The organism is Lactobacillus kullabergensis (assembly GCF_003151025.1).
In the GTDB taxonomy this organism is placed as follows: Bacteria; Bacillota; Bacilli; order Lactobacillales; family Lactobacillaceae; genus Lactobacillus; species Lactobacillus kullabergensis.
The window spans coordinates 1,907,361-1,929,010 of the sequence record NZ_CP029477.1 but is presented as its reverse complement, the minus strand read 5'-3'; the positions used below and the strand labels follow the sequence as shown (position 1 = coordinate 1,929,010).

Here is a 21,650-nt window from a genome sequence, read left to right as displayed (position 1 = left end):
TACTATTCTGACCAGTATGATTAAAAAATAAAGTTGATTACCAAAAAGTCAATTAAAACTCGACTGTTACAGATATGTGTCTGTTTTAGAACAGGAAGTGGAGGTGCTGGAATTACAAATCTTGTTAACAAAATTAATTAAAAATAATGGAAATGAAACTTTGAAAAATTTAAAGTAGAAAGCTGATAATGATTATAGAGATAGAGGCTCAGTGGGATTAGCGAAAGGAGTAATGTACTTCTTAGATTGGCTGCAATTGAGGTTAGTGCCAAAGGAAAAGAAAATAAATTTAGTTTTTTACACTCAAGACTGCGAACTATTGCTATATTTTTTGATAAAAACAAATGGCACACGTAAATTGCTAATAACTATTATAATGTTAATAACTAGTAGTATAAGTTTAATTAAGGAGAAAAAATGACAAAACCAATTATTGGCATAGCAGGATCTGAAATGATTGATTCTGCTGGAATGTTTCCAGGATACAGACGTAGTTATGTTAATGAGGACTATGTGGATTCTGTTGTTAAAAATGGCGGAATTCCCTTTATAATTCCTTTTACTGAAGATAATGAAGTTATTAAAAGCCAGATGGCTCATGTTCAAGGATTGATTTTATCCGGTGGACATGATGTTGATCCTCACTTATATGGTGAAGAATTGATGCCTAAGATTGGTCCTATTTGGCCCCAGAGAGATCACTTTGATATGCTTTTATTAAAAATTGCTGAAGAAGCTAATAAACCTGTTCTGGGAGTTTGCCGCGGAGCACAAATCATTAATGTAGCACATGGTGGCAGTCTTTACCAAGATCTTAGCTATCGTCCAGAACAAACTGTGAAACATGAGCAGGGTCATACGCCTGATTTACCTACCCATAAAGTCACTATTAAGAAAAACAGCTTACTAGCTAAAACTTTAGGCAAAACTGAATGCATGGTTAACTCTTTTCATCACCAGTTGATAAAAGATGTTGCTCCAGATTTACTTGAAGTTGCTGATGCAAGTGATGGCGTGCCCGAAGGGCTAGAAAATAAACAAGGTACGGTTCTAGCAATTCAATGGCACCCCGAAATGTTACATAATAATCCGGATACAGAATATATGAATAATTTATTTAAATTTGTGGTTAAAAAAGCCAAGTAAGGAGTAATAATGACTCAAAATAAAAATGCTGGGGATAAACTAGGTTTCTGGTCAATTGTCTTTTTAGCAATTAATTCGATTATTGGCTCGGGTATTTTTTTAACTCCCGGGAGCGTGGTTAGTCAGGCAGGGAGCAAAGCCTTAATTGTCTATTTGATCGCTGCAATTTTTGCTTCAATTTTAGCAATTTCCTTTTCAGCAGCAGCCAAATACGTAACTAAGTCTGGCGCTTCTTATGCTTATTCTAAGGCAGCCTTTGGTGACAATGTTGGCTTTTACGTCGGTATCTTGCGCTATTTTTCAGCCAGTGTTGCTTGGGGAGTAATGGCTGTCGGTGTAATCAAATCGACTATTTCTATTTTTGGTGGCAATCCTGACAAATTTTTAAATGTCACCATTGGCTTCATTATATTAATGCTTGCAGTAACTGTAATTAACTTATTTGGGCAAAAGTTTGTGAAGCTTGTAATGAACATGGCTACAGCTGGTAAATTAGCTGCATTAATTTTGATTATTGTAGCTGGAGTTGTTTTACTTATTACCACTGGCGCCAGCCATAGCCTGTCATCCGTTGACCAAATAACGCAAAATGGGCATAAAATAGTACCGGCTTTAACTACTACCGGTCTTGTTATGGCTGTTGTTTCTGCGTTTTATGCTTTTACCGGCTTTGAATCTGTTGCATCTGGCTCCGAAGATATGCAGGAACCAGAAAAGAATTTACCTAAGGCTATTCCACTGGCAATTTTGGTTATTGCCGCTATTTATATTGGGGTAGTGGCAGTAGCGATGGTTTTGGATCCTAAGGCATTGATGACGACTAAACAAGTGGTGGCAATCAGTGCGATTTTTAAAAATGATATATTGCGGGATGTAATTTTAGTTGGAGCGCTTATTTCGATGCTGGGAATAAATGTTGCCTCTAGTTTTAATGCACCGCGCATTTTGGAGGCAATGGCCCGTGAACATCAACTGCCGGCTACTTTAACAGAAAGGACTAAAAATAACTTTCCCATTAAAACTTTCTTTATTTCTGAAGCACTAGCAATTTTAGTACCCTTAGCTTTTCAATATAACATGACTAACTTAATTACGTTGAGTGCTATGGTCAGATTTTTAGGATTCATAATTGTTCCTCTGGCAGTAATCTGCTTTTATTATGGTAAAAATAAGCAGCCAATATTGCCGGCTCCTAAAAGTGCATTAACTGATATATTTGTACCAATATTGTCAATTGTTTTGGTAATCTTTTTGCTAGTCAAATATAATTGGCAAGCGCAATTTGGTATTATTGAAAATGGCAAAGTCGTAGGCGTTAACTGGTATGCAATTTTCATGATGATCTTTGGCTTCATAATTTTGCCACTGTTTATGTTTTGGTTTTCCAGAAAAGAAAGAAGCAGCCAGCAGTAGCTCTAAAAATTTACAGTAAAAAACCGGACTAGACAATACTAGTTCGGCTTTTTTTCACTGTTAATTAATGTATTTACGGAAAAAGTTTAGCTCATCTTCATTACATTTTTTGGCCAAGTCATCCTTTTGATTAACATGGAAAACGTGGCCTCGTGGGTGTTCCTTATCACCATAGAAATGAAGTTCATGATAAATATTTTTGGCCTTCAGGTAGCCTGATAACATGTAGGCATTATCACGCAAGAAATCATCTGTGCAGGTCATTAAGAAAAGTGGTGGCAGTACTTGAGTTAAAAATTGTTCCACATTTAATTCATCATGTTTATTTAACCGAATTTCTGGCCGAAAATAGGCTTCTGGTGCCCCAGTATATGAGGGAATTGCTGTTAGGAAGTAGGCACCACAATTTAAAGCGGCAGCTTTAATTGTTAAATTGGGTACTGAATAGCCAAAATGCTTGCGGTATTCATTGTTAGTGTAAGCTGCTAAAATTTGTTCTCCCATTTGGCCGCCGGCACTGTCTCCAACAATAAAGACGTTATTTAGATCGAATTGATATTTTGTCGCATTTTCCTCTTGGGCTACCCAGTGAAATACACGGTTGATATCATCCAGTTCTCCAGGATAAACCACATCTGGTGCTAAGCGATAATTGGCATTAACTACGGCAAATCCTTCTTTAGCCAGAGCCAAGCAATAAAACTGATAGGTTTCTTTGGTGCCATATATCCAGCCACCACCATGAATATTTACGATTACCGGTAATTTAGCACTGGTTCTATTCTTTGGTAAATAAACATCGAGTATCTGATACTTGGGATCCTTACCATAGGAAATATTGTCAAACCGTTCTACTTCCGGAATTTGTGTTGGCAATCCAGCATCGCGCTGATCATCACCTTTTTTTATTGCAATTCGTGTTTCTTCAACTAATTTTTGATAGTCAGGTTCTGACATTTTACAGCTCTCCTTTTTTGTAATCGCTTTAGTATTATATTTTACTTCATCACGAGTAAAAAAGAAGGTCATAAATTAACTTAAAAGTGATTATTGAATACGTTTTTAAGAAATAAACACAACCTGTAACTAGTCAATCCAAGTGCTTTTTTCAGATAGTTCCGCATGCTTTAAAGCTGTGAAAACTTGTTGAAAGTATTCCTTTTTTTCATATCCTTTGCGATAGGCAATGCCATTGGCAAAAGAAATATTGTAATTCAATAAAATAAAATTCAAATTTTCATTGACCTTGTCGTAAAGAATACTCGGAACGATTCCTAAACATCTGTTACTGGCACAAAATATTTCTAATACTACTTCATCGCTGATACTTTTGAAGTCAAATTCAGGATATTTAAGAGTTAATTCAAATTTAAAGTGATTGATTAAAGGTAAAGGTGGAATAGAGTTCCAAATGTAGACTTCTTGTTTTGATAAATCTTTGATTTTTAAAGATTTATTTTTGCTAATCGGGTTCTTTTTAGAAGCAATAACTGATAGACCAGTTGAAAAAACCGGTTCAAAATTTATTTCCTTTTTGTCTATAAAAAAATCTTTCTGATATAAAACAAAATCATATTTTCCTTGAATCAATGATGTGGAAATATCATTGCCGTCATTAGGATCAAAAATTTCCAGATTTATTCTGGATTGCAATTTACTGTCTAGGTTTTGAATAAACTTTGATAAAAATTCAATTTCAAATAGTGATCCTGTGAAAGCGATTGTAATAGGTTCAGTAGCCCTTAAATTGCTGTTTTTAATATCTGTAACTGTTTCATTGATATCTGCATATATTCTTTTAGCCTTAATATAAAAGAATTCACCACTTGCCGTGAGTTCAATGCCACGTCTACCGGGTTTTATTAATTTCATTCCTAAGAAAGTTTCTAATTTATGAATATTTTTTGAAACTGTTGAAGGGGCCACAAATAACTGATTTGCAGTCTGGGTAATATTTCTGGTTTGAACTAAAGATAGAAAATATTTAAGTTGATTAGTATTCATGTAATTTCCTTATTTCATTAACAAAAATAAATTAGCAGCTTTGCCAAATTGGAAAAGCTGCTTTCTTTATTATCTGCTGAAAGTGCTTTACACCATGCTACCATAAATTTAATTAAACTAGAGAAGGAGATAGAGGAAATGAGTAAAAAGCAAAAAATATATCCTTGGTTGATGATTGTTACTACTGGTTTGCTTTGCGGTGTAGTCTCTGGTGTTTTTACACAAGTAATGGGACTATTTTTGACACCGCTTGCTAATTCTATTGGTGGCGGAAAATTAGGTTCAGTTTCTTACTACTACACTGTTTTAATTTTAGCCACTGCAGTTGGTACAACACTAGTGGGAAAATTTATTCACAAGGTTAACGTTTCATTAATCTTATTAGGTGCTATTGTCGTTACGGCAGCTTCGACTTGGTTATTTTCCATGGCCAACAATGTGATGGCTTTTTATGTTTTAGCGGCAGTTGTAGGCATTTGTTGTGGTTTCAGCGGTTATGTAGTTCAAGGAGTCGTTATTAACAATTGGTTTGTTAAACGCAAAAACTTTGCTTTCACTGCTGGGGCATTCTTTAATACTATCTTTTTGGCAATTATTACTCCAGTTGCATCTCAAATTATTCAAAGTAATGGTTGGCGCAGAGCTTTTATCATATTAGCAATTATTATGTTGGTCGTTGGTGTTCCGTGTTCATTGTTTACTAAGGTAGAACCGGCTAAGTTGAATTTATTGCCTTATGGAGTTTCTTCACAAGCTGAACTAGATCAAGTAAATAATGACAGTGAAGAAGAAGAAAGTAGTAATTCCAGTACAGGTAAAGTGCTTTTATCAGTTTCATTTGTTCTTGTTTTAATTTTCTTCTGTTTCAATGAGTTTGCCGGTAATATGACATCCCTTTGGCCGTCATTTGCTGAAGGTGTTGGATTTGGCGCAAATGTGGGTGGTTTAATTGCAACTATCATTACTGTAGCCGATTTGATTATGACTCCATTATTTGGGGTTACCAGTGATCACTTTGGTGGAAGAAAAGCATTGCCTTGGTGGCTATTTTTAACAATTTTAGCTCCAGTGTTGATGATTATTGCAAATCAAACGAGGCTGATTCCATTAGCTTTGATAGCCGCAGTACCTGCAGATGCTATTTCTGTCATTATGGGCTCAGGAGAACAAATTTTTGCTAAAGATATTTTAGGTAAAGATTTTGATGCCGGTTATTCTTATGCCAGTTCTATTACTTATGTAGTAAGTGCTTTTGCTACACCAGTTTTGAGTAATATTGCTGATGCAACACATAATTGGAATATTGTTGTTGGTATTGTTGCAATCTGTGAAGTTATAGTTCTGTTTGCAGTTGTTATTGGTGAAAAAAGAGCAGATAAATTAGCAAAATAGGAGGAGATTATGAATATGAACGAATATGATGTTATTGTTGTTGGTGCAAGTAATGCTGGCGGCATGGCAGCTTGTGCAGCTGCTGAAAAAGGTGCCAAAGTTTTAGTCATTGATAAAATGAATAGTACGGGCTTTTTATACCGTTTAAGTATTGCAGCTGTTGGAACAAAGGCGCAGAAAAAAGCAGGAATTGAAATTGACAAGTATAAGTTAATTAACTATTTGTCAGCATTTGCTCAGGATAACGTAGATCAAAAATTATTGTGGACTTGGGTTAATAATAGTGCGGAAACTGTTGATTGGCTCGAAGATAACGTTTTGAAGCCTCATGGTTCACACCTTTATGCACAGCCGGATGCTGAATATCATACTTTAATTAATACAGCTTTTCCAACTGAACATGACGTTACAAATGATAAACATGAAGATGTTTTCTATGGTAAGTGGGTCGTTGAAAAAGCTAAGGAACTTGGTGCAGAATTTTTATGGCAAACTAAGTTAGAACATTTGATTACTGAAAATGGTGTAGTCACTGGTGTGGTCGTAAAAAATACTAAAACCTCTGAAGTAAAGGAAATTAAAGCCAAAAAGGGTGTCATTATTTGTACAGGTGGTTATGGTTCAAATGAAGCCTTAATGGCAAAATGGAATCCGCTAGGCCTAAAAAAGAATGTTTACTCTGATAGTCCAAGAGATGATGGTTCAGGTCAAGTAGCTGCCTTAGAAGTTGGTGCTTGGAGGGATGAAGAACCTGCAGAAATTATTTTTGATCGTGGGTCAGTTCCAGTTGGGACTAATACAAATGAATATTATGTTAAATCTTGGGAAGATGTTGGCTATTTCTGGATGGGAAGCTATCCGTTATTAAAACTAAACTTGAATGGTGAACGTGTAGGGAATGAAAGTGCGCCGTATGAGTTTGATATGAATAGGGCAACTAAGCAGCCAGGATATTTACAAGTAGCGATTTGGAATGATGCTACAATGGATAATTTGCAAAAATTCCATACTTTGGGTTGTGCTCGCTTAAACTGGCCAGGCTTTTACAATACTGAAGAAAATAAGCAAGAAATTGCAACTAGGATTAAAGAAGGCTTTATACAAAAAGCTTCTACAATCGAAGAATTAGCTGAGAAATTGAATCTTCCGGTAGAAAATTTAAAAGCTAGCGTGGATAATTACAATAAAATGTGTGCAGAAGGTAAAGATTCCCAGTTTGGTAAAGAAGATTTCAGACTTTTACCAATTAAAGAAGGTGCCTTTTATGGAGCAGTTTATGGCGGCAGGTTGCTAGCAACACTTGATGGCTTGAGAGTTAATACTAAAATGCAAGTACTTAATAAAGCTGGCGAAGCGATTCCTCATTTGTACGCAGCTGGTAATGCCAGTGGCGGCTTTTTCTGGGGCTCATATCCAGACCATGTTCCTGGCTTAACTTGCAGCCATGCTCAGACTTTTGGCAGACTAGCCGGGCAACAAGCTGCTTGTAATAATTAATTAAACTTTTAAAAAGTTCAATAATTGTTTAGTTGAAAAATGACAAAAATAACAAAATTACAAAAAATATACCCGTGGATAATTATTATTGCTTCAGGCTTACTGATGAGTTTGCTGGAATATACCTACACGTTGTTATTTAGTCTTTTCCTAAACCCTTTAGTTCATTCGCTAAATAGTAGAATGTCAATTGTTTCACTTTATTATACGTTAATTAGTTTTTCCATTGCGGCAATGCTGCCATTAATTAATAAAATAATTGCTAAAATCAGTTTAAGTAAAATAACTTTGACAGCAATAATTGTAGGTGCAATTAGTATTTGGTATTTCTCACATATTACTAAAGTTTGGGAATTATATATTCTTGCCGTTATTGTTGGTATATGTAGTGCGACCTGTGGAACTGTTGCTCAAGGTATTGTACTCAACAATTGGTTTGTTAGTAGAAAAAATTTGGCTTTTACGATGGGCTCATTTGTTTCCACCATTTATTTGCTGATTATGACACCAGTTTTAACTTATCTAATCTCTATTGCAGGTTGGAGACAAACAATGTTCATGTTGTCTTGGTTGACATTAATTATAGGAATACCTTGCTCGTTAATAATGAAAGCCAAGCCTCAGGATGTAGGCTTAAAGCCTTATGGCTTTGATAAGTGTTTAAAAAGAAACACTAATAGTAAAACAGCAAATAATTCAAAGCAGCTGAAAAAGCTTTGGCTCTCACAACCATTTATACTCACGTTGATTTTCTTCATTGCAATTACTTTTGCTTCAAACATGAATCAGCTTTTTCCTACCTATGCGGTTAAAGTTGGTTTTGGCGCAGCAATAGGAGGTTTAATGGAAACAATTATGACCGGAATTGATATTCTAGTTACACCAGTGTTTGCTATCACTACCGAAAAATTTGGTGGAGCCAAGTCTCTGCCAGTTTGGTTATTTTTGGGTTTATGCACATTTCCTCTTCTAATTCTGGCAACAGTTAAACACGAGCCAATTTTTGCCCTAGTTAGTGCCGTTGGCGCAGACATCTTGACAGATATTTATGGGCCGGGAGAGCAGATCTTTGCAAAAGACATTTTGGGTAAAGACTTTGCGGCAGGTTATTCATGTATTAATTCTATTACTTATTTAGTCGGAGCCTTTGCAGTACCAGCAGTTAGTCTAGTTTATGAACTTTCATTAAACTGGAACATGGTTTTTATTTTAGGAATCATTTTGTTAATAATAATGCTATTAGTACTCTTTTGGGGCTATCACAAAGTAAGAATATAAGTAGAATAAAAGGGATTGTTCAGTAATCTACCGTACTGAGCAATCCCTCTTTTGTTAAATTACGTACTTTCTTGTTTATTTTGTAATGTCATCAATTGCATTTCTTGCAGAGTAGACACAGTATCCTGCGTGTGTGCCGCTAACTTCGACTCCATATGTATCACCATAAATAACGCCGGAGCCATCACTTCCGATAGCATATAAGTGCTTTATAGCTTTGCCGTTGGTATCAATAACTTCGTTTTTCAGGTTAACTTTTAGACCATCGCCAGTTGTAAAGGCTCCAACTTGCATTTCCAAAGCATAAAATGGGCCTTCTTTGACAGGTAGCAAATATTCTGCAGATTTACCGAAATCATTATCACTTCCAATTTCTGAAAAATGATTGTATCTTGCAATACTTCTTTGAAGGTTAGGGGTATTTAATTTTTCTGCTAAGTCAGATATAGTCTCACTTTTAGTTATAAAACTGAGTTTTTTGTCTAGGGCAGTTTTAATTTCTCTTTTCAAGTTGGGATAGTTAGGTAATTCATAAAATGGATGCAAATCAAGTGGAAACTGTTTATTAGTAAAATCATCAATTGTTTTTTGATCAAAAATCGCAAAAATACGATCTTGACGTAACATAGAATTCCCTTCATTGGCCCAATTTGTTACACATGCATATTCATTAACGAAACGATCGCCATTTTCGTTAACCCATAAAACTGGCTCATCACAGACAGCACTGCCTAAGTTCCAGTCAGATAGTTCGTAAGCGGGTACTTGATTAGTTTCATCATAAATTTGGCCACCAAAATTCATTGTCATTCCAGTGAAAAATTTACGTGCACCGAGTGACCAGGCCAATTTTAGACCGTCACCTGTACTTTTACCAGAATTGACAGCAACAATTTTTTGAGGATTATATTTATGAGCATGCTTCATTAGTTCTTTATTATTTAAGTAGCCTCCAGAAGCCAAAACAATATTTTTAGCTAAAACAGTCTGTTCAGACTTATCGCTAACATTAACAAGTTTAAGACTAAATTCTCCTGTTTCTGTCTGAGTTATTTCAGTGGCTTGGGTTAAAGTTTTTATCTCAATACCTTTACTTTTGATATAGGGTTCTAAGGCGTTATGAATAGCTTTATCACCATATCCTTCAAATAGATGCCATGTGGCAAAACCAGTACCCATATTAACGACACCCATGAATTTTACGCCATGTTGTTGCAGCCAAGTGACATTTTCAGCTGATTGTTCAATATACTTTTTCCAGATTAATCCATTAGCTTCATAATGAGAGTAATCTAGTTCGGTTTGGAGAATGCTTTCAGGATTAATGCTGATTCCTGCTTCTTTTTGCATCTGTGACTGGACTGCAAAAATCCCTTCAACATAGTTGCCTGTTCCACCAGTAGTATGACCCTTTTCTACAAGAAGGGTTTTCAAGTTTTTATCAGCCGCTTCAGTTGCTGCAGCAAATCCAGACAGACCACCGCCTACAATGACTACATCATAATTATCCAACATTTTAAATATCCTTTCTTTTACTCTTAAAATTAATGATAGACTGCGGGATATAGTACTGAGTTTTATAATTTGGAATAGGTTATCACTAAAAGGAATAGTAAAATGAATTTTACCCAACTTCGTTGTTTCATCACTGTCAGTGACAATTTAAGCTTCACAGTTGCAGCACGCAAACTTAATTTTTCGCAATCTGCAATTTCCAAAAATATTAATGACTTGGAAAAAGAATTAAAAACCCAACTTCTTGTTCGTAATCCACATCAAATTGCATTGACAACTGATGGTATCTATTTTTACAATGTGGCCCTCAATATTCTTAAGGAAAAGGATGCCGCAATTGCTAATATTAAAAATATTCATCAGGAAAAGTCTTTCCGTGATATCAAAATTGGGTTGGACTATTCGCCTTTTGAAAGTATCTTTCTACCAGATTTTTTAAAGGGGTTTGAACCAACAAGTTTTAATTTTATTGTTAATTATTTAGGAAACTATGTTTCTCAAATTGCTAATAATAAGATTGATATGGCACTGGTTTCCAGTGACCTTGTTAATAATGCTGTAGGAATAAGATTTGACCAATTACTTGCTGGAAAGTTTTTGCTGATGTTTAATTCTGATAACAATCTGCGATTTAAAAAAACAGTAAATTTAGCTGAACTTAAAAATTATAGAGTATTAGTTTTATTCACAGATCAAACTTATCCTAGCCTTTTTAAGCTTAACCAACTTCTATATCAAAAACTCGATAAGAAGAATGTTAAGGCAGTTGATAATTACTTTTTAATGTACAACTACGTTCTGGCTGCGGAAAGAGTAGTAGCGATTATTCCTAATTTTGCCATTAATCCTGCTCAAAAAGGTATAAGTTACCGGCAACTAAATTACTATGATGATTTTTCATATGGATTAGCGTATTCATCTCTAAGAGAAAGAGATCCGTTGATTCCAAAAATAATGGCAAATTTAAGGCAAAGTATCAAATCTGATATCTAGATATTATTCTTTAAAGAAAAAACCCAACTTAAAAAATTGGGTCTGTAATATGCTTTCAAAAGTTGTCTGTGTGCTGCTGATTTTGGTAAAAAATCATAATAAAATATTAATATATTAATTAAAATTATGACAAATTAACTATAAATATAAGTCATAAAAAACCAAACTTGTTTAAGTTTGGTTTTTAAAATATCAGCTACTTTAGTTATTATTCACAGCAATAAAATTCTGATATGCTTCATTCTCTGAAGTAGTGGTAATCTTAAAATTATTAAAATCAGGCTGCTTCTGGTGCAAGGTACTTTCTGCAACGTCAATGTAATGTGTAACTGTCGCATTTCCAATTAATTCGATCCAATAGCTATTGGCGGTGCGATGTACCTTTGTTTGGACAAATCCTCCGGGATTTGAAACAGTCAGCAATTTATCAAACAGATCCTGTGACTTGTTGGTCAAAGCGTAAATTAAGCTTGCTGCAGACATGCCAGTACCACAAGCGTTGGTAAAACCAACACCGCGCTCAAAAGTGCGAACGAAAAGGTGGCCAGAAGACAAAACTTGAGCAAAACTGACATTTACTCCATCTGGAAAATAAGGATTTTTCTGATTTAATTTTGTTCCTAAATTTGCTAACAAGTCACTTTTTAAAACATCATCTGAAACTAAACTAATCAAATGAGGATTGGGAACAGCAACTGCTGAAAAAGTTAACTTGGGTGCAAATTCAGGTACTGCTTGGTTTAATAGCTCAGAGCAATCTAAGTTAGTAAAAGGAAGATCTGCAGCTGCAAAACTGACCGGGCTGATTTCGACACTAACTGCTTTAACGTTTTGAGCCCAGTCCGGCTGACAACTGACACGCAAATCGCTTTGCATTGTTTCGACTTTGAAAGATTGCTTGTGAAATTTTTGCGCTAGATAACGGCCCACAGTCCGTAAGCCATTGCCACACATGGAAGCAAAAGAACCGTCAGCATTAATGACCTGCATTTTGCCTATGGCTTGTGAGTGCTGCGAATTGCTGACTACTAACAAGCCATCAGCTCCGTTTAATAATCCTGTGGCGGAGTTAGTTATTTGTTGGGCCAAATTAACTAATTCATTTTTAGTTAAAGGGTTTTGCAATTGGGTTTGATCTAGTAGAAAAAACGTATTCTGTGAACCGTGAACTTTTTGTAGTTGTACCATAAAAATTGCTCCTTAAATTAATTAAAAAACTTATGATAGATTTCTTTAACGGCAGCTGCTGCGTCTGCTTTTTTAGTACCCAGCATAATTGAGATCCTTGAAGCACCTTGGTTAATCATATGAATTGCAATATGCTTTTGTGCCAAAGGCAGCGTGATATTCTTCATTACCCCAATTTTGTTTTTCATTCCTTCTCCTACAACCATGATAATGGCATAGTCATCAATCCACTCTAATTGATCAGGATTAAGTGCCTGTTGAATTTCAAGACACATTTGCTGGCGGATTTGTTCATTAAATTGGCGTTTGTCAAAAATCACAGTTAAATCGTCAATTCCTGAAGGCATGTGTTCATAAGATATATTAAATTTATAAAAAATTTGTAGTAATTTAAGAGTAAAACCGACCTGTTTATTTAGCAAGTATTTATGTAAATATAATGCGGCAAAATGACCAGAACTAGCTACTCCTGTAATTGTACTTTGAGGCTGAAAATTATTTTCAGGTACGATCATTGTCCCCGGCAAATCTGGATGATTGGTATTTTTGACATTAATTGGTATTTGCCCTTCAATTGCAGGAATAATCGCTTCATCGTGAAAAACTGAAAAGCCTGCATATGACAGTTCCCGTAACTCGCGGTAGGTCATAATCTTAACGGCATGGGGATGAGCAATTATTCTAGGATCAGCAGCGTAAATAGCATCGACATCAGTGAAATTTTCATAAAGGTCAGCGTCAAGTCCCCGTGCCCAAATTGCTCCGGTAATATCAGAACCACCACGAGAAAAAGTAGCAATTAAACCGTCTTGAGTAATACCGTAAAAGCCGGGAACAATTAATAAGTCTGAAGTTTGAGCCCATTTTTGCAAATTGCTGTAGGTTTCCGGCAAAACCTCGGTGTCACTGGGATTATCAGTCACTATAAAGCCAGATTCCTTTGGGTCTAAGAAACGAGCCGGTATATGTAGACTTTGCAAAATTAAAGTCAGAAGCTGTGCATTTAGTTTTTCCCCATGCGCTTTAAAGCCTGCCATTAAAAAATCTTTACTTGGATAAGAAACTTGAGGCAGATTATATAATTCCTGCAATAGAGGCTTTAATAATTGTTCGGGTATTTTAAAATAAGCGGCAATGTCATGATACCTTGACCAAATTTTTGAAACAGTTTCACTATAATTTTGTTTATTAATTGTTTCCCGGGCATATTTTATTAATAAATCTGTTACTTTAGTGTCATTTTTATATCTTTTTCCTGGCGCTGACGTAACTACGATTTTACGAGCCGGATCAGCATTAATAATTTTTAAAACTTTTTGAAATTGTTCACCGTCCGCTAGAGAACTACCACCAAATTTTACAATTTTCATGTTAATACCTTTCACAATTAAATTTAATTTAAGTAATTAGTATTGGATTTTAACATTAAAATTTTAATCTTCAACCGAAAAAGAAAGTTGCTAATTAATAACGCTATTATTTTTCTTAAGAAAACTTTGGTAAAAATACTCTCGATAAATGCCGGTATTAATAGCATTTGTTATAACTTTAAAAAAATCAATTGTAAAAAATAATTTTGCGGATTTGAAAATCAAAAAATATTTACCAGCAAAAATGGTTGACAATCATATTAATTAATAATAATATTTTAATAAATCGAAGAGGTTGCAACCAACAAAAGTAGCTGGTGGAGTTTCTGCAAAAACTAAGAAGCCAGTCAAAGGGGCGGTTGCCGAAGCGTTAGTTATTGCGGTAATTAATTAGCTGGGACGTAATCTAACAGGTTACGGACTGTCGCAATTTTATATTCGCGGAGCGCTATCGACAAAATTGATACCAGATAATAACTTGAAGGTCTCTTTTGTTAGGCACAACAAAAGAGCCTTTTTTATTTAACAAAAGGGAGAGACTTAAATGGCTGCTAATGATTATTACCAGACTAACGCTCAAGGTCACTTGGCAATTGGTGGAGTAGATGCATTGAAATTGGCAAAAGAATTTGGTACTCCATTAGTTGTTTATGACGTACAAAAAATCAAACAGCAATTTCAGGCTTTCCAAAAGGCATTCGCAGAAGAAAGTGTAAATTATGCAATTAGTTATGCCAGTAAGGCTTTTGCTACAATTGCGATTTATCAGGTAATTAATGAACTTGGCGGACATGTTGATGTTGTTTCTGGCGGCGAATTGTATACAGCCTTAAAAGCAGGATTTCCGGCAGAAAAAATCAGTTTTCATGGTAATAATAAGACAGCAGATGAGTTATTAATGGCTGTGCAAAACCATGTCGGTGTCATTGTTTTAGATAATTTTTATGAAATTAAGTTGCTGACGCAAATTTTGCAAAAAACAAATGCTCAAGTGCAAGTAATGCTGAGGCTAACTCCAGGGGTCTCAGCACATACTCACGAGTATGATCAAACTGGTCAAGAGGACAGTAAATTTGGTTTTGATATTAGATCAGGCCAAGCCGAGCAGGCATTTTTAGAGGTAAAAGCTAATAAACAGATGGACTTGATTGGCTTGCATGCACATATCGGTTCACAAATTTTGGCAACAGCGGGTTTTAAGCTGGAAGTTGAAAAACTTATGCAACTGGTCAATAACTGGAAACAAAAATATGATTACCAGCCTCAAGTCTTAAATTTAGGTGGCGGGTTTGGCATTAGATATACCAAGCAGGACAAAGTTTTGACTGCGCAAACTTTTATCAGTCAAATAGTGCAGACAGTTAAAAAATGCATACAAGAAAGTCACTTAAAAATGCCGGCTATCTGGATAGAACCGGGTCGTTCAATTGTAGGAGAGGCTGGTTATAGCTTATATACAGTTGGTGCACGCAAAGAAGTACCGGGACTATTGCCTTACGTTACAGTAGATGGTGGTATGGGAGATAATATCAGACCGGCACTTTATCAAGCACAATATGAGGCATTATTAGCAGAAAATCCTCATGCAGAGCCTGAAGAAACTGTCAGACTGGCAGGGCGCTATTGTGAATCAGGCGATATTCTTATTAACGAACTGGCACTGCCTCAAAGTAAACCAGGTGATGTAATTGCAGTTCTGGCAACTGGAGCTTATGGCTATAGTATGGCTTCAAATTACAACCGTGTTCCACGGCCAGCCGTTGTATTTGCAGAAAATGGTCAAGCACAAGTAGTAGTTACACGTGAAACTTATGCGGATCTAATTAGCCATGATCGCTTTTATCAAACGAAAGGATAATTAATAAATATGAAAAAAATGTCGGCTGCTGAAATCATTGATTTCATTGCTAATTCAACCAAAAAAACACCAGTTAAAGTATATGTCAAAGGTGAAATGGCTAAATTGGACTGGCCTGAAGATTGCAAAATTTTTAATGAAACTCACACCGGTGTCGTTTTTGGAGATTGGCAAGTCTTGGAACCTTTTTTAGAAAAAAACGCCAAGAAGATAACATATTATCAAGTGGAAAATGTCAGTCGTAATTCTGCCATTCCATTATTGGATTTAAAAAATATTTCCGCCAGAATTGAACCGGGTGCGCTTATCCGTGAAAACGTTGAGATAGGGAAAAATGCTGTAATCATGATGGGTGCAGTCATTAATATTGGTGCGGAAATTGGTGAAAATGCCATGATTGATATGAATGCTGTTTTGGGCGGTAGAGCAATCATTGGTGCTAACAGCCATGTAGGAGCGGGTGCCGTAATTGCCGGAGTTGTCGAACCGGCTTCAGCACAACCTGTGAAAATTGGCAAAAACGTTTTGATTGGTGCTAATGCCGTGGTTTTAGAAGGAGTCCAAGTTGGCGACCATGCGGTAGTAGCCGCCGGGGCGGTAGTAACAAAAGATGTGCCTGCGAACAGCGTCGTTGCCGGAGTGCCGGCAAAAGTTGTTAAAATGCGTGATCAAAAAACTGCCTCTAAGACAGGAATTGAACAGGGATTAAGAAAGCTGTGAATTAATGTTAACTTCTGAGCAACTTGTTAAAATCCGCCGCGATTTACATCAAATCCCTGAATTAGCCTTGCATGAACACCAAACACAAAAATATTTATTACAGATTATTGGCAATTTTACTCAAAAATATATTGAAGTTCGCACATGCCCTGAGCTGCCCACAGCAATATTGGTCAGGGTTAAGGGAAGCAAACCGCAAAAAACAATCGGTTATCGTGCAGATATTGATGGCTTACCGATCGAAGAAAAAACGGCTTTGCCATTTGCTTCTCAAACTCAAGGTCAAATGCATGCCTGTGGTCACGATATCCATATGACGGTGGCTCTAGGAATTTTGGCTTATTTTTGTGATCACCAACCCCTGGATAATTTACTTTTCTTTTTCCAGCCGGCTGAAGAAAGTGAAAGTGGCGGCAAAAAAGCCTATGAAGCTGGAATTTTCTCTGGTAAATGGCGCCCCGACGAATTCTTTGCCTTGCACGTTACTCCTGATTTGCCTACTGGCACAATTGGCTGCCGTTTAGGAACATTATTTGCGGGAACAACTGAAATCAATATTGATTTGTACGGTAAGGATGGGCATGCCGCATATCCGCAACAAGCTAATGATATGGTAGTAGCTGCAGCTGCTTTAATAGAACAAATTCAGACAATTATATCTCGCAGTATTGATCCCATTGCAAGCGGAGTTATTACAATAGGAAAGATCAGGGCTGGAACAGTTAGAAATGCGATTGTCGGCCATGCTCATCTTGAAGGAACTATTCGCGGACTAACCCAAAAAATGATTGAAAGAATCGATCAACGACTGCGGGATGTGACTCAGGGAATAGCGCAAAGTTTTAATGCTAAGGTTGATTTGCAGCTTAATCAGGGTGGTTATTGGCCAGTTGAAAATGATCCGCAAATTACAGCAGAATTCATTAATTATATGAAGGAAAATCCTCAAATTGATTACCAAGAGATGCAGCCGGCTATGACAGGAGAAGACTTTGGCTACTTGCTGGCACAAATTCCCGGTACCATGTTCTGGCTGGGCGTGAACGATAATTCTCAACTCCATTCTGCAACATTTAACCCACACGAAGATGCAATAGTAATAGGAATTAAAGCAATGGTAGGTTTTTTATTGAGTCATATGTAACTCAAAAGGAGAGAAAGCATGACTAATTTTGACAAGGCAGATTTAATGACTGCGATAATTACGCCCTTTAATAAAGAAGGAAAAGTTGACTATCCTGGTCTGAAAGAATTAGCAGAACATTTAATTAATACAGGCAGCAATGGTTTTGTCATTGGCGGTACGACTGGGGAAACGGCAACCATGACTCATGATGAAAAAATAGAACTATATACTAAGTTTGCTCAAATAATTGCAGGACGAGTACCTGTAATTGCGGGCACAGGCAGTAATAATACTGCACAAACTGTTGCGTTTACCCAGGAAGTAGGACAAATTCCCGGCATTGATATGGCTTTGGTAGTAGCGCCATACTATAACAAGCCGAATCAAAGAGGAATTACAGCTCACTTTGAAACAGTGGCAGCAAATTCTCCCGTACCAATTATCATTTATAATATTCCAGGACGAACAGGAATTAAGATTAGTAAAGAAACCTTGGTTGACCTCTCTCATAATCCTAAAATTGCTGGCGTTAAGCAATGTACTGATTTAGAAGACTTAGAATATATTGTTGAACACGCAGCAAGTGACTTTTTAGTGTATACAGGCGAAGACTTGCAGTCTTTAACTGCTAAAGTTTTAGGGGCAAAAGGAGTGATTTCGGTAGCTTCTCATGTTTATGGCTCGGCCATGCGTGAAATGTATGATGATTTAGATCAGGGTCAAGTAGCTGCAGCAGGGAAATTGCAAAGACGACTAATGCCGAAGATGCAAGCCTTATTCATGTATCCTTCCCCGTCGCCAGTTAAAGCCGTCTTAAATGCACAAGGGCTGCCAGCTGGTGGTTGCCGCCTGCCTATTGTGGACTTAAATGAAGCAGAAAAGCGGCAATTAGCTGTTCATTTAGGTTTAGCTGAATCGGCTTTATTGCATAAACTGCCGTTAGAACTAGGAGTATAATATGAAAAAAATTTTGGTAGCTGGAGCTACAGGATCTATGGGTAAGCAAACTGTCCAGTTGGTAGAAAAATTACCTGATTGTCAATTGGTAGCAGTTTTGGCACCAACGGCATCTAAAAGTGCAGAATTTGGAGCTTCAGTTAAAAGCTTTGATAATTTGGCTGCTGTCAATATTGCTACCGATATTTGGATTGATTTTACCACCCCACAAGCAGTTTATGAAAATACTAAATTTGCTTTAAAGCACCATATGCATCCCATTGTGGGAACAAGTGGTTTAACCCCAGATCAAACAAAAAAGCTGCAAGCAATTGCACAAAAAGAAAAAATTGGTGGCATTATTGCTCCAAATTTTGGTTTGTCAGCTGTCTTATTAATGAAGTTTGCGCAAGAAGCTGCCCGTTATTTTCCTGATGCAGAGGTCATTGAAATGCATCATGCTGATAAAAGGGATGCACCTAGTGCAACGGCAATAGCAACTGCAAAATTAATAGCAGCTAGTCGTAATCCAGAAAATTGTTCCCAAACTGCGAAAGATTCTACAGCTCGCGGTGCTGATTATGATGGCGTCCCTGTTCATTCCGTTCGCTTGCCAGGATACGTAGCTCACGAACAAGTGCTTTTTGGAGGTCCTGGAGAAGCTTTAACAATCAGACAAGATTCATTTTCCCGTTCTTCATTTATGCAGGGCGTGAAAGTGGCCTTGAGTCGGGTAATGGACTTACCAGATTTAGTGGTCGGTTTAGACCAGATTTTATAATTTATAAGGAGAACAAAAATGCCACAATTAGCTACTGATTTAACTTCTATTATTCATACACCATTAGAAAAAATCCCTCCTTCTGGTATACGTGCTTTTGCCCAAAAAGTTGAGGACATTCCAGATTTAATAAAATTAACCTTAGGAGAACCTGATTTAAATACACCTGAACATGTTAAAAAAGCAGCTGCTCAGAGCATTTTAGATAATGATTCACATTACTCTGCTCAAAAAGGAACCCCCAGATTACGCAAAGCCATTAGCAATTTTTTACAGCGCAAGCAAGACTTAACTTATGATCCTGACAGCGAAATTGTAGTCACAGTGGGTGCAACTGAAGCTATAGCCGCAACGATGCTGGCTTTGTTTCAGCCAGGGGATGAAATTATTGTACCGACCCCCTCTTATGCCCTTTATTTCCCATTGATTCAATACACTAAAGCTAGGTTGGTTGCTATCAATACGGCAGGAACCAATTTTGTGTTGACCCCTGAAGATTTAGAAAAGACACTGGATGAGCACCCTCATGCTAAAGCAATTTTACTGAATTATCCTACTAATCCAACTGGCAGGGAATGTCCCAGTTCTGTTTTAGAGCAAATAGCACCAATCATTAAAGAGCATCACCTTTATGTGATTTCTGATGAAATATACAGTGAGCTGACTTATAACTTTAATCACGTATCGATTGCGCATTATTTACCCGATCGTACCCTACTAATTAATGGCTTATCCAAGTCTCATGCGATGACCGGTTACCGTTTGGGTTATGTAACTGGACCAGCCGATCTAATTAGCTTAATTGCAAAAATGCATGCATTCTTAGTTACAGCTCCATCAAATCCGGCACAAGCAGCAGCAGCTGAGGCCTTAGAAAATGGTGATCAGGATCCGGCAGAAGCACGACTAATTTATCAAAAACGGCGTGACTATATTGTTGGTGAATTAAATAATATGGGTTTAGAAACTCATGCCAGTGAGGGTGCATTTTATGTTTTTGCTAAAATACCGGCAAGTTATGGTAAGGATGATGAAGCCTTCGCACTGGATTTGGCTCATAAAGCCAAAGTTGGTGGCACTCCGGGTAATGCTTTTGGTCCTGGCGGAGAAGGCTATATTCGTTTTTCTTATGCTGCGAGTGATGAAAATCTACATACAGCTATGAGTCGAATTCAAAAGTTTTTAGCAGAAAAGGGTGAGAATTGATGAGAAAATACGCAGTTGCAATTTTGGGCGCTACAGGTGCAGTAGGTCAACGTTTAATTAGTGAATTGGAAAAAGCAGCAATTCCAGTCAAGCAAGTTAAGTTGCTGGCTTCCAAGCGTTCAGCAGGCAAGAAGTTACAATTCAAAGGGCAAGAAATTACAGTTGAAGAGGCACAACCTGAATCATTCACTGGCGTTGACTTGGTTTTATCATCTGCTGGCGGTGCTGTTTCAAAAAAATTGTTGCCTGAAGCTGTAAAAAGGGGGGCAGTGTGTGTAGATAATACTAGTGCTTTCCGGATGGCTGATGATGTTCCACTAATTGTTCCCGGAGTTAACGATGACCAATTAGTTAATCATCATGGCATTATTGCTAATCCTAATTGCTCGACCATTCAGATGGTTGCCGCGCTTTATCCGCTTCACGTTAAGTGGGGTATTAAGCAAATCATCGTTTCAACTTACCAAGCGGTTTCTGGCGCTGGCAAAGCGGCTTGGGATGAACTACTGCAACAAGCACAAGATAGGCTGAATAATCAAAAAACTGAAGCCAAAATTTTGCCAACTGCGTCTGCTAAAAAGCATTATCCTATGGCATTTAACCTGTTACCGCAGATTGATGCTTTTGAAGATGATGGCTATACGCACGAAGAATGGAAAATGATTCATGAAACCAAAAAGATTTTGTTTAATAATCAGGATTCAAAGCAAATAAAAGTTACTGCTACTTGTGTTCGTGTGCCAGTTGAAATTGGTCATGGTGAAACGGTTTATTTCACCTTAAAAGATCAGTCAGCGACTGCTGCTGAAATAAAGCAGGAAATTGAGCGGACTCCCGGGTTAGTTTTACAAGATGATCGGCAAAACCAAATTTATCCGCAACCGCTTTTAGCAGCAGGTAAAAAAGAAACTTTCGTTGGCCGTATTCGTCCAGACCAGGAAAATCCCGGTGCGTTTAATATGTGGGTAGTTGCTGATAACTTATTAAGGGGCGCTGCCAGCAATACCGTGGAAATTGCAGAGTGTTTAGTCAGAGATAATTTGGTGCGTGTCCCTGATAAGTAATGTTTTTGTTAATAAATAAGCCAAACTTTGGGTTGTTCAATATTTAATATAAAAATTAACTCTTTTAAACTGATTTAATTCAGTTTAAAAGAGTTTTTTTGTTTAATGTTCGTAATGCTCTTGATAATACACGTATGGCAATCTTAAGCACTTTCATTAGTTG

At 36.9% G+C, this 21,650-nt stretch carries 18 protein-coding genes and 1 riboswitch; of the genes, 13 read left to right on the top strand and 5 right to left on the bottom strand.

The genetic code is table 11. The features are described 5' to 3' along the window. Positions 1-417: 417 nt before the first annotated feature. Together DKL58_RS09060 and DKL58_RS09055 are read left to right on the top strand one after the other, a co-directional pair. Entirely contained in the window at positions 418-1,146 is a 729-nt protein-coding gene (locus DKL58_RS09060) for a gamma-glutamyl-gamma-aminobutyrate hydrolase family protein (protein ID WP_109586905.1), read from the top strand. A 9-nt stretch (positions 1,147-1,155) separates the two neighbouring features. Next, entirely contained in the window at positions 1,156-2,559 is a 1,404-nt protein-coding gene (locus tag DKL58_RS09055) for an APC family permease (protein WP_109586904.1), read from the top strand. Between the two features lie 60 nt (positions 2,560-2,619). On the opposite strand, the gene DKL58_RS09050 is transcribed toward DKL58_RS09055, so the two are convergent. Together DKL58_RS09050 and DKL58_RS09045 are read right to left on the bottom strand one after the other, a co-directional pair. Then, complete coding sequence (locus DKL58_RS09050) at positions 2,620-3,516, bottom strand: alpha/beta hydrolase (RefSeq protein ID WP_109586903.1); 897 nt, start codon at positions 3,514-3,516, stop codon at positions 2,620-2,622. A 129-nt stretch (positions 3,517-3,645) separates the two neighbouring features. After that, entirely contained in the window at positions 3,646-4,563 is a 918-nt protein-coding gene (locus tag DKL58_RS09045) for a LysR family transcriptional regulator (protein WP_046332805.1), read from the bottom strand. Positions 4,564-4,701: 138 nt separating this feature from the next. On the opposite strand from DKL58_RS09045, the gene DKL58_RS09040 reads away from it, so the two are divergent. From DKL58_RS09040 to DKL58_RS09030, 3 genes are read left to right on the top strand one after another with little or no spacing between them, the layout of a single operon-like run. Beyond that, a complete protein-coding gene (locus tag DKL58_RS09040; RefSeq protein ID WP_109586902.1) occupies positions 4,702-5,955 on the top strand; it encodes an MFS transporter in 1,254 nt (417 codons plus the stop codon). A gap of 9 nt (positions 5,956-5,964) precedes the next feature. Then, entirely contained in the window at positions 5,965-7,452 is a 1,488-nt protein-coding gene (locus DKL58_RS09035) for an FAD-dependent oxidoreductase (protein WP_109586901.1), read from the top strand. 39 nt (positions 7,453-7,491) lie between these two features. Continuing rightward, a complete protein-coding gene (locus tag DKL58_RS09030) occupies positions 7,492-8,730 on the top strand; it encodes an MFS transporter (protein WP_109586900.1) in 1,239 nt (412 codons plus the stop codon). A 75-nt stretch (positions 8,731-8,805) separates the two neighbouring features. On the opposite strand, the gene DKL58_RS09025 is transcribed toward DKL58_RS09030, so the two are convergent. Then, complete coding sequence (locus DKL58_RS09025) at positions 8,806-10,245, bottom strand: vinyl phenol reductase (protein ID WP_109586899.1); 1,440 nt, start codon at positions 10,243-10,245, stop codon at positions 8,806-8,808. Between the two features lie 102 nt (positions 10,246-10,347). On the opposite strand from DKL58_RS09025, the gene DKL58_RS09020 reads away from it, so the two are divergent. Continuing rightward, positions 10,348-11,238, top strand: coding sequence for a LysR family transcriptional regulator (locus DKL58_RS09020; protein ID WP_109586898.1), 891 nt, complete (start codon positions 10,348-10,350; stop codon positions 11,236-11,238). Positions 11,239-11,439: 201 nt separating this feature from the next. On the opposite strand, the gene dapF is transcribed toward DKL58_RS09020, so the two are convergent. Next, on the bottom strand, positions 11,440-12,426 hold the full coding sequence (gene dapF / locus DKL58_RS09015) for a diaminopimelate epimerase (RefSeq protein ID WP_109586897.1): 987 nt from the start codon (positions 12,424-12,426) through the stop codon (positions 11,440-11,442). 17 nt (positions 12,427-12,443) lie between these two features. After that, a complete protein-coding gene (locus tag DKL58_RS09010) occupies positions 12,444-13,796 on the bottom strand; it encodes an aspartate kinase (RefSeq protein WP_109586896.1) in 1,353 nt (450 codons plus the stop codon). A gap of 281 nt (positions 13,797-14,077) precedes the next feature. Next, a riboswitch (Lysine riboswitch) is annotated at positions 14,078-14,256 on the top strand. Positions 14,257-14,340: 84 nt separating this feature from the next. Between DKL58_RS09010 and lysA the strand changes: the two genes are divergently transcribed. Genes lysA through DKL58_RS08975 form a run of 7 tightly spaced genes read left to right on the top strand, consistent with a single transcriptional unit; the run spans position 14,341 to position 21,487 of the window. Next, positions 14,341-15,654 (top strand): diaminopimelate decarboxylase, encoded by a 1,314-nt coding sequence (lysA, locus tag DKL58_RS09005; RefSeq protein WP_109586895.1) that lies wholly within the window; start codon positions 14,341-14,343, stop codon positions 15,652-15,654. Between the two features lie 9 nt (positions 15,655-15,663). Continuing rightward, positions 15,664-16,374 carry a 2,3,4,5-tetrahydropyridine-2,6-dicarboxylate N-acetyltransferase gene (gene dapD, locus DKL58_RS09000; RefSeq protein ID WP_109586894.1) on the top strand — a complete coding sequence of 237 codons (711 nt, stop codon included), beginning with the start codon at positions 15,664-15,666 and terminating at the stop codon, positions 16,372-16,374. A gap of 4 nt (positions 16,375-16,378) precedes the next feature. Next, the gene (locus DKL58_RS08995) at positions 16,379-17,518 is read left to right on the top strand and encodes an N-acetyldiaminopimelate deacetylase (protein WP_109586893.1); all 1,140 of its coding nucleotides are present in this window, start codon (positions 16,379-16,381) and stop codon (positions 17,516-17,518) included. A gap of 18 nt (positions 17,519-17,536) precedes the next feature. Next, positions 17,537-18,457 (top strand): 4-hydroxy-tetrahydrodipicolinate synthase, encoded by a 921-nt coding sequence (gene dapA / locus DKL58_RS08990; RefSeq protein ID WP_109586892.1) that lies wholly within the window; start codon positions 17,537-17,539, stop codon positions 18,455-18,457. A gap of 1 nt (position 18,458) precedes the next feature. Further along, entirely contained in the window at positions 18,459-19,217 is a 759-nt protein-coding gene (gene dapB / locus DKL58_RS08985) for a 4-hydroxy-tetrahydrodipicolinate reductase (protein ID WP_109586891.1), read from the top strand. Between the two features lie 18 nt (positions 19,218-19,235). Further along, entirely contained in the window at positions 19,236-20,423 is a 1,188-nt protein-coding gene (locus tag DKL58_RS08980) for an aminotransferase class I/II-fold pyridoxal phosphate-dependent enzyme (protein WP_109586890.1), read from the top strand. Continuing rightward, complete coding sequence (locus DKL58_RS08975) at positions 20,420-21,487, top strand: aspartate-semialdehyde dehydrogenase (protein ID WP_204116350.1); 1,068 nt, start codon at positions 20,420-20,422, stop codon at positions 21,485-21,487. The genes DKL58_RS08980 and DKL58_RS08975 overlap by 4 nt, the downstream gene beginning before the upstream one ends. Positions 21,488-21,650: the final 163 nt, after the last annotated feature.